The organism is Candidatus Zixiibacteriota bacterium (genome assembly GCA_034003725.1).
Lineage (GTDB): Bacteria > Zixibacteria > MSB-5A5 > GN15 > FEB-12 > WJMS01.
In genome coordinates this window covers 24537-38429 of the sequence record JAVEYB010000001.1, presented here as the reverse complement: position 1 = coordinate 38429, position 13893 = coordinate 24537, and the positions used below count along the sequence as shown (strand labels likewise).

Sequence of the window (13893 nt, the reverse complement as noted above, 5' to 3'; positions counted from 1 at the left end):
ATGTCTGATGAGACCATTGTCGCCGCCCTCGATATCGGCACCACCAAGATTGAAGCCGTTGTCGTCTCGGCTGATCGATCCGGCGGCGTCTATGTGCTCGGCGCCGGACAGGCGCCTGCCGAGGGTCTGCGCAGGGGCGTGGTCGTCGATATGGACAAAACCGTCAAGTCCATTCGGCAGGCCGTCCAGGACGCCGAAATGGTGACCGGCACCACCATTGACTCGGTGACCGTGGGCATCGCGGGCGAGCACATCCGGTCCATCAACAGCCACGGCGTGGTCGCTGTCGGTCGCGCCGACAACGAGATTCTCGCTTCTGATGTCGCGCGGGCGATCGACGCTGCTCGCACGGTAGCAATACCGGTCGACCGTGAGATCATCCACGTGATCCCCCAGGTGTATTCCGTCGACGATGAGGTCGGCATCAAAGACCCGGTCGGCATGTCGGGCGTGCGGCTCGAAGTCGAAGCTCATATCGTCACGGCGTCGGTGACGTCGGCAAAAAACATCTACCGCGCTCTCGAACGCTGCGATCTCACGATCGATCACATGGTCCTTGAGTCGCTGGCCCTTTTTCAGATTCTGCTCGACGAGCGCGATTCCGATCACGGCACCGCAATCATCGATATCGGCGGTGATATCACCAATCTCTCGGTGTTTCACGACGGCGCCATCCGTCACACGGCGGTGGTTTCCCTCGGCTCGCGTAACGTGACCAACGATATCGCTATCGGGCTGCGGACGTCGGTGGAGCAGGCCGAAGCGCTGAAAATCAGTCACGGCTCCGCACTCGCATCGAAAGTCGACCCGGAGGAGATGATCTTCGTGGAGGGAATGGCCGGACGACCGTCCCGGGAAATCTCCTGCAACGTGCTCGCCTCGATTATCGAACCGCGCATGGAGGAGATTCTCTCGCTGGTGGCGCGCGAACTCAAAAAGGCGGTGCGCACCGATCAATTGACCGGCGGGCTGGTCCTGACCGGCGGCGGCGCCTTGCTTCCGCACACCCTCGAGTTGGCGGAACAGATGTTCGATATGCCGGTGCGGCTCGGCACTATCGGGGGCCTGGCTCATGTTCCGGACGACCTGAACTCAAATAGATACGCGGCCGCGCTGGGACTGGCGCTCTATGGCGCCACGCACGAGCCTGTCGCCGAAAGCAGGAGGTCGGCGGTCGGCGGATGGCTGCGCCGCCTCGAAAACTGGATATCCAAGCAATTCTAAGTCATATGGATGGTTCATGGAGGAACACACAATGACGGATCACAAGCACACCTTCACCTTTGCCGAAGACTTCGTCGGCTACGCCAAGATCAAGGTTGTCGGAGTCGGGGGCGCCGGGGGCAACGCTATCAACCGCATGATCGCTTCGGAACTCAAAGGCGTGGACTTTGTTGCCATTAACACTGATGCCCAGGTACTGGACCAAAACAAGGCGGAGAAACGTGTTCAAATCGGAACTGAACTCACCGGCGGTCTCGGCGCCGGAGCCAACCCCGACATCGGCCGACGGGCAGTCGAGGAAAGCCGGACGGCCGTGGAAGAGGCGCTGGGACGTCCCAATCTGGTTTTCATTACGGCCGGCATGGGCGGGGGTACCGGGACGGGGGCGGCGCCCGCTGTCGCGGAAGTATCTAAAGCGGCGGGCGCGCTCACGGTCGCGATCGTAACCCGACCCTTCCGCTTCGAAGGACGCAGACGAATCGAACAGGCCGAACGCGGACTCGCCGAACTCAAATCCAAAGTCGATACCCTCATCACCATCCCCAACGAGCGCCTTCTCGAAATCGTCGACAAACGAACGACCTTCACCGAGGCGTTCGCTATTGCCGACGAGGTGCTCCATCAGGCCACGAAAGGTATCTCCGATTTGATCACCGTCCCCGGCCTGATCAACTGCGACTTCGCCGACGTGCGCACGATCATGAGAGAAATGGGTGACGCCCTCATGGGAACCGGCGCCGGTGAGGGAGAGGACAAAGCCACCGTAGCCGCCCAACAGGCTATCTCCTCGCCACTGCTCGAAAATACCTCGATCTCCGGGGCGAAAGGCGTCCTCATCAATGTCACCGGCGGCGAAGATATGACCTTGTTCGACGTCAACACCGCCACCTCGCTCATCTACGACGAAGCCGGTCCCGACGCCAACATCATCTTCGGCGCCGTGATTGATCCGTCCATGACCAACCAGATGCGGGTCACCGTGATCGCGACCGGTATCGGCGAGTCGCGCCCGATGCCCAAAGCCGAACCCGAACCGAAAAAGGAAAGCGCCCGGCCGGGCAAAGTCATGTCGTTGTTCCCGGAAGAATCGATGACCGCGCATCCGATCCACCGCGCCGAGCCGAGACCCGAACCGATCGAAGTCCGCGAGGCGTTCAAGTCGGCGCAGCCGATGATGCCCGAGGCCGCCAACCTGATGCCGACCGAACCGCATCCCGTCCGCTCAGGCGGAAACGGTAACGGCAACGGGACTCACCACGGGCCGCGCGTCCCCATTTTCTCACAGGAGGACCTCGAGATCCCGGCGTACATCCGCCGGCTCGACGACAACCGATAGAAGCAACTGTACACGAACGTCACATAAAGATATCGATCACGGATTGATCGATAAAATAAGAGCTAGCTGCTCTTAGTTTGGTTCCTCCACTCCAGTGCCGCCGGTTAAACTACCCTGCCGGCGGCATTTTTTTGTCCATCTGAACTCACCCGGCCGTCCCTCCCATAGAGTAAGGACTGCTTCCCATAGCAATGGCTGTTCGCCCATTCCGCAGATATCGTAATGATCTCCCGGCCTTGAACTTACATATCCTGCCTCTCCGGCACGGGAATTGTACATTAATACGTGCCACTGTCCGTGAGCACGGCCGTCCAGCGCCGGGAGGTAACCGATGACTATTACGTTATATCCGAAAAGCTCTATGCTCAGTTCTTTGAGCAATATCGATCGCAATTATCGCGCCCTGTACAGCGCCATGGAGAAGCTGTCATCCGGCATGCGTATTAATCGGGCGTCCGATGATCCCGCCGGGTTGGTGATTTCCGAGCAGCTGCGAAGCCAGATCGCCTCGCTCAATCAGGAAATCGAAAATGTCACCCAGACCATCAGCAAGTACGAAACCGTCTCGTCGACCGTTCTGCAGCTCCGGGAACACCTGACCGAGCTCCGGTCATACGCGGTGGGCGCGTCAAACGAGTCGGTCAACAGCGACACGGCACAGGCCGCATTCCAGTCCGCAGCCGATAGCCTCGTTGCCACCTACAACGACACGATCGCTGCCGCCGAATACAACGGCGCGAAAACACTCGATGGCTCGGCCGGCTCGCTGGCCACCCTCTCCGAGCTGACCGGCATCGACCTGTCAACGGAGGAATCATCGGCGTTGTCGGTCGAAACGATCGACACCGCCATTCGCGAAGTGGACTCGGCCCTCGTTGAACTGGGCGCCCGCCAGAAGAACGAACTGGAATCAACCCGCGCCTCCCTGCAGATCTCCAGACAAAACCTGATCTCGGCGGAATCGCAGATTCGCGATACCGACTACGGCGACTTCATATCGGAGTACGTCGGGGCCATGATCCGTGAAAAAGCGTCAATGGCGCTGCTGGCTCACTCCCGGGTGATGTCGGAGACCCTGCTGGGGCTGGTGATCCCGCGAAACCGGTGAGACGCGGCGGTCATGTGCAGTCAAGGCGCAGTTGACGGACAAACATCTGTAATCGCGAAAACGCCCGGCGGCGTATCACACACCGCCGGGCGTTTCTGTTCCACCTAGCGCCTCCGCATCGGCACGATGCCGTGTTGCAAAACGGCAATGCGGGCGTGGACGATTCCCGGCCATGGCCCGTGCGCACTGCATTGAGATTCAATCGGACATCCGTTCGAGCTCAAACTGGGCGGTTTGAGTTCAGGCCCTCTCTCAGAGAGTTCAAACGCTGGTGTCATTCAGACATGGCGCTCGCTGTCTGATTCAAGTCATCGTGACACTGTGATCCCGACTCAACGTCCGGCACGACATCGTAAAGGGTTCAATCATAGCTACTTACGGTCGGAGTGTTCGCCGTCAAGATTTGGCATGCGGTTTGAACATGCCGAAGAGTGTGTGTCTCACTTCACTGGTGGGCCGGTCAATCCGGATCCACTTCACCACAAGGGTACATCGACCAGTATCGGAGGATCAAGTACGATGAAACTGCTTCTAAACATCGCAATACTGCTAAGCTTGGGAGGGCTCACGGCCCGCTCGGAAACGTCCATTGCCACTATGGATCCGGACGGCGGACGCAGACAACTCATGGCGGTGGTTCCCCAGGACAACATTGAAGGGCTTGACTGGACACCCGACATGACGAGATTCGTTTACAATTCGAAGAATACGGGTGTGGCGGAAGTCTATGAGTTTGATCGGGGCACCCAGTACGCCTGCCAATTGACCAATTACGGAGGTTCATGGGGTCAATGGGCAGGCCGATATGATAGCACAGGTGAAATCTGGTATCGGCATACAAACGCGAGTGGAAGTTACTTCGAGATTAGACGCATCGAGAGGGAATTGTGCGAAGTACTTAGCGAGGACAGCCTGTTCAACCATCCGGGATGGGAACTTGCAGTCTTTGATTTGTCGCCCAACTACATCGCGATTAATAAAGGCGGTCCCGCAAGTACTGAGGAAATCTACATAGCACCACTTGCCAATCTGGCGAACCTGACTCAACTGACTTCAAACTCACTTCCGGACAGGGCGCCCGACATCTCACGCGACGAGTCCAAAATTGTGTATGTCCGGGGATTCGGCTCCAATACCAGTCAGAATATCTTCACTATGAACATCGACGGATCCGACACTACTCAATTGACGTTCGAGCCAGACGTGTCTCCGGACATTTCTCTGATTCACTTCCCGCAATGGTCGGACGACGGCACCCAGATCGGTTATACATACTGGAACGGGTCTCAACATGATATCTATGTCATCAACGCTGACGGAACAGGAGAGCCGCTGAACATCACGAACACACCCTCGGAAAACGAAGAATTGTGGGATTGGAGAGATGGAAGATTGCTCTACACGACTGACGGTGAGTTTTCGATAGTTCAACTACCGACAACGACTTATGGTCCGTGTGATACTGATCAGCCTGTAGTCGCAAGTCTCTCTAAACCTGCTGGTGGTGCGACCGTCACGCTCAAGATTCCCGATGGTGTTGAGGTCGCCGATATCTCTCGGGAGGGTCTGTTGACGGAGGATTGGGACTTTGTCACAGAGATCATCAATACCGATTCGGCATACTTGCTCGTCAATCTTGTGAACACATTTGGGGAATGGATTCCGGCAGACACGACAACTTTGTTCTACGTCGAGTTCACGACCAGTCGATTGTGTGAAGAGAGCAAGTCTATCCATTGGGACACTGCTTTGTCCGATGATCCTTCCCGGTCGACGCGACTCTTCGATACTACCGGAACGATCAGAATCTACCCGTATTTTGATGGTTCGGCGGACTCCACCGAGATTCTCGGCTATCTGCCCGGAGACGCATTCGGCGACCCCTCTCTCGATCTCAACGACCTTATCGGTACTACCAACTTCCTCTATCTTGGCGGAGCCAGACCGTGTGTTATCGACGCCGCCGATGTCAATGGCGACTGTCTGGTGGACTTGGGCGATCTGATTTACCTTGTGAACTATCTGTTCGTCAACGGACCGGAACCGCAGTGCGGCTGTGTGTCTACGGGCGAGCCTTTGGCCCGTAAGGTGTCCTCGCAGGTTAGCGCAAACGCCAGTTACCGCGAAGGCTGGACCGTAGTGACATTGAGCTCCGAAATCGACCTTCGCGGGATCCAGTTGAAGGTTGTTGGTTCCGATGCGGGTCAGCCCGAGGCACTCGTTGATTGCGGTTGGAATCTGATCGCGGGACGAGACGAGAGTGGATATCGGGTCGGAATGCTCGATTTGGACGGCGGCGACGTGCTCCCGGCCGGTAGCGCGACGCTGATTCGCATACCAGGCGAGTACGAGATTGAGTCAGCTTTGGTGGCCGACCACTCAGGGCATGTGTTCTCCGTCCAGATCGGAACGGCCACCATCGAGAGTTCACTCCCGACCAGCTTTGCCCTCGCCCAGAACTACCCGAACCCGTTCAACCCGAGCACCGAGATCAGCTTCAGCCTGCCGAATGCATCGGATGTCCGGCTGGAGGTCTTCAACGTGCTCGGGCAGAGTGTCGCGATCCTTGTCGATGGTCGCGTGGAAGCTGGCACTCACTCGGTCAGGTGGGATGCATCCAACTCCGCAAGCGGTGTGTATCTCTACCGCATCCAGGCTGGGGAGTTTACAGATACGCGCAAGATGATGCTTTTGAAGTAACTCGATATCACTCTTGAGTCAAGCGGGCGGCTCGCAGTTGCTGGCCGCCCGCTCTTCTATGCCAATTCCCAAAATAAAAGAAGCCGCGCTCTCGCGCGGCTTTCTTACGTCATCTCGCGGTGTACAGTCACGCCTGCGCGCCGGTCAGGCTCGCCGGCTTGCGCGTCCGGGTTGCCTTGATTACCTTGCCCGCCTTCAAACACGACGTGCACACTTCGATCCGCTTCGGCTGACCGTTGATCAGCGCACGGACACGCTGAAGGTTCGGCACCCACCGGCGCTTGGTGATATTGTGCGCGTGGGACACGTTATTGCCGAACATCGGCTTCTTACCGCATATTTCGCAAGCTTTTGCCATAATCCAGTCTACTCCCGAGAAATTGACAAGTCACCAATTATAGAAAATAATCGGCCCGGGGCAAGAAAAATCTTGAAGAAATAGCCCATTTTATTGACATTCGGGCAGTTAGGACGGCCCGGGTACCGCGAAACCAAACCCCGATATCCCTGTAGCGCGCCGGCCGGTCAGGCCGATTGACGGCCGTCCGCCCGATGTATATACTTGGGAACCAAACGGTCAGCCCGGCTTACGAGAGTATACAGCAGTCAGGAATCAGCATGCTCGATATCAAATTTATTCGCGAGAATCCGGACCTGGTCAAAACGGCCATCTCCAACAAAAACGAAAAGGCCGATGTCGATCATATCCTCCGGCTCGACCAATCCCGCCGCGAACTGATCGGCGAAGTGGAACAGCTCAAGGCGGCCCGCAACAAAGCCTCGGCCGAGATCGCCCGGAAGAAAAAGGCCGGGGAACCGGCCGATGACGCTATTGCGTCGATGCGCCAGGTCGGCCAGAAAATCACCGAACTCGATGAGCGCCGACGCCAGATAGAAGACGAACTCCAGTCCGCACTGTCCTGGGTCCCAAACGTCCCGCATCAGTCGGTCCCGGTCGGCAAGGATGAATCCGCCAATGTTGTCGTCCGCGAGTGGGGCAAAATCGTCAAGCGGGACTATCCGGTGCTGCCGCACTGGGAAGTCGGCGCGAAACTCGGGATTCTCGACCTCGAAGCTGCCGCCCGCGTCTCCGGCGCAGGTTTCTATATCCTCAAAGGACTCGGCTCACGGCTCGAGCGTGCCCTGATCAATTTCATGCTGGACCTGCACACCGCCGACGGGTTCACCGAAGTAACCGTCCCGCACCTGGTAACCGCCGACACCATGTTTGGCACAGGGCAGCTCCCCAAACTCGATGAAGACATGTATCGCGAACGCAACGACGGGCCGTACCTGATCCCGACCGCCGAGGTCCCCATCACCAACATGTTCAAGGATCAGATCCTGGATCACGAGCAGCTCCCCATCTGTCTGGTCGGCCACACGCCCTGCTATCGACGCGAGGCCGGCTCCGCCGGCAAGGATACCCGCGGCATGATCCGCGTGCACCAGTTCTCGAAAGTGGAACTCGTGAAGATCGTGCGGCCGGAGACCGGTTACGATGAACTGGAGTCACTTGTCGCGCAGGCCGAGAAGGTCCTCCAGTACCTTGAATTGCCGTACCGCGTCAGCGCCCTCGCCACCGGCGATCTCTCGTTCGCGGCCGCGAAATGTTACGACCTCGAGCTGTGGGCGGCGGGTATCGAACGCTACCTCGAAATCTCCTCGGTGTCGATCTTCGAGGATTTTCAGGCACGCCGCATGAATTGCCGATTCCGCGATGCCGATCGGTCCGTCCGCTTCCCCTTTACGCTCAACGGCTCCGGCCTGGCGCTCGCCCGACTTATTCCGGCGATACTCGAAAACTATCAAAACGCGGACGGGACCGTGACCATACCCGAACGGCTCCGTCCCTATATGGGCGGGATTGGGAAAATCGGCTGATGGCACCTCGGTGGCGCGCTTTTAACCGTACGTCGGATCTCTACGTCGGCAAGTCTACCCTGTTCAAGACGTTCCTGCTGGTCGGTATCGCCATCATCTCGATCGGCTTCATCTGGTACACCTTCGACGTCATCGATACTCTCCAGCGTGATATCCGCTCGCAGGTCGAAAAGTACGTCCAGCTCTGGCAGCTGGCTGCGAATTCGCCGATGTCCGGCAGTGAATTGCAGTTCATCTTCAACGAAATCATCGTCAAAGCCACCTTCCCGATTCTTGTCGTCGACCAGGACGGGGAACCGCTCTACTGGCGAAACATCAAAGATATCGATCCCGAGCTGCGCAACCCCGATGCGCCGACGATGGCCCGTCTGAAGAAGATCGCCGCCGACATGAAGAAACAAAACGGCGAATTCAAACTGCACTACGGCGACGACTTCGTCCACCATCTGTACTACGGCGACTCCGAGGTCATCAACGAGCTGAAACTCATGCCCTTTGTCGAAATCGGGATCGTTCTGGCTTTTCTCATTGTTGGTATGATCGGGTTCCAGACCATTCGCCGAAGCGAAGAGCGCCATATCTGGGTCGGCATGGCCAAAGAAACCGCGCACCAGCTTGGCACCCCGATATCGTCGCTCATGGGCTGGATCGAGGTGCTCGAGTCGGAGTCGCCCGTGCGCGACGGCGCGGAACCCGGCCTGATCGACCAGACGGTCGATAACATGAAAATCGATGTCCGCCGATTGCAGCGGGTCGCGAACCGGTTCGGCCAGATCGGCTCGATCCCGGAATTGAGTCCATGCAAACTGAACGAATTGATCGAAGAAGTGGTAGAATATTATCGGCGGCGGCTGCCGTTCGAAGGTCACGGGGTGCAGATCACCTTCCACGGGGGAGACATACCGGAAGTCGACCTGAACCCGGAACTGCTCACGTGGGCCCTGGAAAACCTGGTGAAAAACGCACTGCAGGCAGTCGATTCAAAGACCGGTGTGATCGAAATCACCAGCACGCACGGCAGTGATCCACGTATGGTCGATATCGAAATGAAAGACAACGGCCCGGGTATCTCACCGGCCGCCGCACGCAAAATCTTCAGGCCGGGCTTCACCACCAAAAAACGCGGCTGGGGTCTCGGCCTCACTCTCGTCAAGCGGATTGTCGAAGAGTATCACGACGGACAGATCCGGCTGGAACGATCGCACCCCGGCGAGACTGTCTTCAAAATCACCCTGCCGGTCGCAGCGCGGCGCTAAGGAGTGCACATGCCGATTCCCTCGGACAAGAAAAGAATTCTCTGGGTCGACGATGAAATCGATTCCCTCAAACCGCACCTGTTGTTCCTGGAAAAGAAAGGGTTCTCCGTCACGCCGGCCATGTCGGGCGATGACGCGATCGTGGCCGTGCGCGACGGCAATTTCGACCTGGTGCTCCTCGACGAAATGATGCCGGGCAAGGACGGTCTCACCACGCTCGAGGAAATCAAGGACCTCCGCCCGCACCTGCCGGTCGTTATGGTCACCAAATCCGAAGAAGAGTCGCTGATGGAAGACGCCATCGGCTCGAAGATCGATGACTACCTTGTCAAGCCGGTCAATCCGTCGCAGATATTGCTCGTTATCAAACGGCTTCTTGATGCGAAAAAAATCATCAGTTCATCGTCCATGCGGCGATACGTCACCGAAATCAATAAGTTCAACCAGAAGATGTATGGGCCGATGCAGCCCGACGACTGGCACGAGGCGGCGCGGCTGCTGGCCGAGTGGGATCTGGAACTGGACAACAGCAACGACGATGGTCTCAAAGAAACCCACACCGGTACCAAGCGCGAATGGAATACCGAATTCACCAAGTACATACTGAACACCTATCAATCCTGGCTCTCCGGCGACGATCGCCCGCTGATGTCGCCCGATATCGTCGCCAGATTCGTGGCGCCGCCGCTCAAGAGTCGACGGCAGGTGTTGTTTGTCGTCGTCGACTGCATGCGCCTCGACCAGTGGATGCTCGTCGAGCCGCTGATGTCCGAGTTTTTCAATATCGAACGCTCGTACTACTTCTCGATCCTGCCGACAGCCACGCCGTTCGCCCGCAACGCCGTCTTTGCCGGGATGTTCCCCGATGAGATCAGCAGGATCTATCCGGACAATTACCAGGTCCAGGACGAGGGGTCACTCAACCGCTACGAAGACCGCATGTTTGCCGACAACCTCGCCCGCCTCGGAATCCGTTTCGACAGACCGATGCGCTACGTCAAGGTGTATAACAACACGGAAGGGGAGGAGCTCGTTCGGCGCGCCGGTGACTACTTCGAAAGCCCGGCCGTGACGTTCGTCTTCAACTTCCTCGACATCCTTGCCCATGGCCGGTCGAATAACGTCATTCTCAAGGAGATTGCCGGCACCGACGCCGCCTTCCGTTCCCTTATGCGGAGCTGGTTCGTTCACTCACCGTTGTTCGCTCTCCTCAAGCAGTTCGCCGAGCGCGACTTCACCGTCATCGTCACATCCGACCATGGCTCCGTGTTGTGCCAGCGCGGAACGATGGCTCACGGTCGACGCACGACTTCGACGAACCTCCGCTACAAGTACGGAGACAACCTCAAGTCGGACCCAAAGGACTCGGTCCTCATCAAGAAGCCCAAAGAGTGGCGGCTGCCCATGTTCTCGCTGGCCACGACGTTCATCATCGCGAAGGAAGACTACTATTTCGTCTACCCCAACAACTATAACGAGATGGTCAGGCAGTTCCAGAATTCCTTCCAGCACGGAGGCATCTCGCTGGAAGAGATGGTCGTGCCGGTTGCGGTGATGACTCCGAAGTAGGTCGATCCATGTCCGTACTGCATGTCGTGTCACACAGCGAAGATGAGACCATGGCGCTTGCCGAGAAGCTCGCGAAGTCGTTTTTGCCCGGCGATGTGCTCGTGCTGATTGGCCCGCTGGGTGCGGGCAAGACGGCGTTTGTCCGAGGTCTCGCCAGGGGACTTGGGATCGATCCCTCCTTGGTCAATTCCCCGTCTTACACGTTCGTCAATGAATATCCGGGCGGAGATCGCAAGCTGTACCATTTTGATCTGTACCGTATGCAGCAGTCAAATGAGCTGTACGAGATAGGCTGGGACGAATATCTTTCCCGGGAGGGTATCATGGCGGTGGAGTGGGGCGATAAGGCCGCCGAGCTACTCCCGCAGAAATACTACGTGCTGGAGTTCCGCATCGCGGGCGAAACGGAACGCCAGATCGACATTGAACTGGTTCAGGTATGAGCGGACTCGAAACACTGCCGATGCTTGCTGTCGATACTTCGGGCCCCGCGCTTCGCATGGCGATCGGGTTCGGCGAGGACCGTATGGTCACCTATGAAGAGAAGCTCGTCATCTCGCACGGCCGTGTGATGCTCAAGAAGATCGATGACCTGCTGCACTCATCCGGACTCGCCGGACGCGACTTGCGCTCCCTGACCGTTTCTGTCGGCCCCGGTTCCTTTACCGGCCTGCGGATCGGCCTGTCCATGGCCAAGGGACTTGCAACCGCCCTCGATCTCGTGATGGTTTCCGTGTCGGCGTTCGAACTCGCTGCATTCAAACTCGCTGAGCGTCCAAATCCGGTCACCGTGCTTGTCCCGTTCAAGAAGGACGCCTGCTTTTCCGTCACTGTATCCGGCGGAGAGTGGATTGAACCCTCCGTTGCAGCCGTTGCATATCGCGACCTGCGCGCGACGACCGATGGGGAAGACCTGGTCGCACTGGACGAGGGTGTCGTGACGCGCGCCCGCGACTCAGGCGTGGAGAGGGAGATTGAACTGATCCCGCTCGCGGCCGCCGATTTGATCCATCTGGGACGGCAAAAGTTGCGCCGGGCAGATGTTGCCGATATCGATACGCTGGAACCATTGTATCTCCAGAAATCACAGGCGGAGATTCGCTTTGATCAGCGACAGCGTCCATAGCGGCACGAGGGTCGTCTACCGCGACATGACCAATGCCGATATCCCAGCCGTCGCTGAGATGGAGAAAGCCGTTTTCTCCGACCCCTGGCCGCGTTCGGCCTTTATCGATGTCGTCACGGCTGCCGGGTGGGGCGGGCTGGTCGCCGAAATCGACGGTGTCATAATCGGATACGCCTGCTATCTTGTTGTCGACGTTGAAGCTCACCTGACCAACATCGCAGTCGCCCCGGAGCACCGCCGGAAATCCGTTGCGCGCCATCTCCTGAGCCGTATTTTGAGTATTGCGGATGGTCGCGGATGCGAGTTTATTCTACTGGAGGTCCGACCATCAAACCACGAGGCGCTGGCGTTTTACCGTAAGTACGGGTTTAAAGTACTTTACCAGCGGCCCAACTACTACCGTCGGCCCGTCGAAGATGCGATCGTTATGGTCCACTATTTCGACCGGGACGACACGGCAACGTAAGGGTTGAACATGGCCTGGTTTCGAAAAGAAAAGACCGGACTCGCCACTCAGGAAAAGAAGAATATCCCGGAAGGGCTCTGGACCAAGTGTCCGTCCTGTGGCGAAATCGTTTATAGTAAGAAAATGGAACAACTGCTCTGGGTATGCCCCACCTGCAGTTACCATTTCCGCATTTCCAGCCAGAAGTACATCCAGATGCTTCTCGACGGTGGAAAGCTGGAAGAATACGATGTACACCTCGTCTCCGAGGACCCGCTGAAGTTCAAGGACTCCAAACGCTACACCGAACGCATTAAAGCTGCACGGGAAAAGACCGGACAGAACGACGGCGTCATCGCGGGTATCGGCGAGATTGACGGTATGCCCGTGTCTTTCGCTATTATGAACTTCGAGTTTGTCGGCGGATCGATGGGTTCCGTGGTTGGTGAGAAAATCGCGCGCGCAATAGAGCGCGCCATCGACCGCGAGATTCCGCTTATCATCGTATCGTGCTCGGGCGGCGCCCGCATGCAGGAAGGTATCCTGTCACTCATGCAGATGGCGAAAACGTCGGGCCTGCTTGCGGTCCTCGCTAAAAAGCGCGTCCCGTACATCTCGGTATTGACCAACCCCACGACCGCCGGCGTGATGGCTTCCTATGCATCGCTGGGCGACGTCATTGTCGCGGAGCCGAAGGCGCTGCTTGGATTCGCCGGCCCCCGCGTGATTCAGCAGACAATCGGGCAGGATCTCCCCGAAGGGTTCCAGTCGTCCGAATTTTTCATGGAAAAAGGGTTCCTGGACAAAATCATCGACCGCAAACACCTCCGCGATACGATCATCAAACTTCTCCGTTACATGAAGAGACAGTAATGCATCGCCACACCTATGCTGCCGCCGAGCGGTTCATTCTCTCCCGCGAGTTTTTCGGGATGAAGCTCGGTCTGCAAAACATCACCGAGTTCCTCGAATCCATCGGCCGGCCGCAGGCCCGATTCCTTTCCATACACATCGCAGGCACCAACGGCAAGGGATCGACCTCGGCTATGCTTGACGCCGTCCTGCGAAGCGCCGGGTACCGCACCGGTCTGTTCACCTCGCCGCATCTCGTCAGTTTCCGCGAACGAATCAAGGTTGATGGCGAGCGCATCCCGCGCGCCGATGTCGCCCGATTCGTTGACCGCTACCGACGCGCACTCGTAAAAAAAAACTCTCGTTCTTTGAATTAGTCACCGCGCTCGCGTT

The 13893-nt window shown here is 57.7% G+C and carries 13 protein-coding genes; 12 read left to right on the top strand and 1 reads right to left on the bottom strand.

The window, feature by feature from the left end:
• From ftsA to RBT76_00155, 4 genes are all read left to right on the top strand, one after another.
• Positions 1-1224 carry a cell division protein FtsA gene (ftsA, locus tag RBT76_00170; GenBank protein MDX9856185.1) on the top strand — a complete coding sequence of 408 codons (1224 nt, stop codon included), beginning with the start codon at positions 1-3 and terminating at the stop codon, positions 1222-1224.
• Between the two features lie 31 nt (positions 1225-1255).
• Positions 1256-2560, top strand: a complete 1305-nt coding sequence (ftsZ, locus tag RBT76_00165; GenBank protein ID MDX9856184.1) for a cell division protein FtsZ — start codon at positions 1256-1258, stop codon at positions 2558-2560.
• Positions 2561-2891: 331 nt separating this feature from the next.
• Positions 2892-3668 (top strand): flagellin, encoded by a 777-nt coding sequence (locus RBT76_00160; GenBank protein ID MDX9856183.1) that lies wholly within the window; start codon positions 2892-2894, stop codon positions 3666-3668.
• 519 nt (positions 3669-4187) lie between these two features.
• Positions 4188-6368 carry a T9SS type A sorting domain-containing protein gene (locus RBT76_00155; protein MDX9856182.1) on the top strand — a complete coding sequence of 727 codons (2181 nt, stop codon included), beginning with the start codon at positions 4188-4190 and terminating at the stop codon, positions 6366-6368.
• Between the two features lie 127 nt (positions 6369-6495).
• On the opposite strand, the gene rpmB is transcribed toward RBT76_00155, so the two are convergent.
• A complete protein-coding gene (gene rpmB / locus RBT76_00150; protein ID MDX9856181.1) occupies positions 6496-6726 on the bottom strand; it encodes a 50S ribosomal protein L28 in 231 nt (76 codons plus the stop codon).
• Positions 6727-6986: 260 nt separating this feature from the next.
• On the opposite strand from rpmB, the gene serS reads away from it, so the two are divergent.
• Genes serS through RBT76_00110 form a run of 8 tightly spaced genes read left to right on the top strand, consistent with a single transcriptional unit; the run spans position 6987 to position 13877 of the window.
• Positions 6987-8252 carry a serine--tRNA ligase gene (gene serS / locus RBT76_00145; GenBank protein MDX9856180.1) on the top strand — a complete coding sequence of 422 codons (1266 nt, stop codon included), beginning with the start codon at positions 6987-6989 and terminating at the stop codon, positions 8250-8252.
• The gene (locus RBT76_00140) at positions 8252-9508 is read left to right on the top strand and encodes a HAMP domain-containing sensor histidine kinase (GenBank protein ID MDX9856179.1); all 1257 of its coding nucleotides are present in this window, start codon (positions 8252-8254) and stop codon (positions 9506-9508) included. The genes serS and RBT76_00140 overlap by 1 nt, the downstream gene beginning before the upstream one ends.
• Before the next feature lie 9 nt (positions 9509-9517).
• Positions 9518-11077 (top strand): bifunctional response regulator/alkaline phosphatase family protein, encoded by a 1560-nt coding sequence (locus RBT76_00135; protein MDX9856178.1) that lies wholly within the window; start codon positions 9518-9520, stop codon positions 11075-11077.
• Positions 11078-11085: 8 nt separating this feature from the next.
• Positions 11086-11520 (top strand): tRNA (adenosine(37)-N6)-threonylcarbamoyltransferase complex ATPase subunit type 1 TsaE, encoded by a 435-nt coding sequence (gene tsaE / locus RBT76_00130; GenBank protein ID MDX9856177.1) that lies wholly within the window; start codon positions 11086-11088, stop codon positions 11518-11520.
• Complete coding sequence (tsaB, locus tag RBT76_00125) at positions 11517-12203, top strand: tRNA (adenosine(37)-N6)-threonylcarbamoyltransferase complex dimerization subunit type 1 TsaB (GenBank protein ID MDX9856176.1); 687 nt, start codon at positions 11517-11519, stop codon at positions 12201-12203. Before tsaE ends, tsaB begins: the two co-directional genes overlap by 4 nt.
• A complete protein-coding gene (gene rimI, locus RBT76_00120; GenBank protein MDX9856175.1) occupies positions 12181-12669 on the top strand; it encodes a ribosomal protein S18-alanine N-acetyltransferase in 489 nt (162 codons plus the stop codon). The genes tsaB and rimI overlap by 23 nt, the downstream gene beginning before the upstream one ends.
• A 9-nt stretch (positions 12670-12678) precedes the next feature.
• Positions 12679-13521 (top strand): acetyl-CoA carboxylase, carboxyltransferase subunit beta, encoded by an 843-nt coding sequence (gene accD, locus RBT76_00115; protein ID MDX9856174.1) that lies wholly within the window; start codon positions 12679-12681, stop codon positions 13519-13521.
• A complete protein-coding gene (locus tag RBT76_00110) occupies positions 13521-13877 on the top strand; it encodes a hypothetical protein (protein ID MDX9856173.1) in 357 nt (118 codons plus the stop codon). Before accD ends, RBT76_00110 begins: the two co-directional genes overlap by 1 nt.
• Positions 13878-13893: the final 16 nt, after the last annotated feature.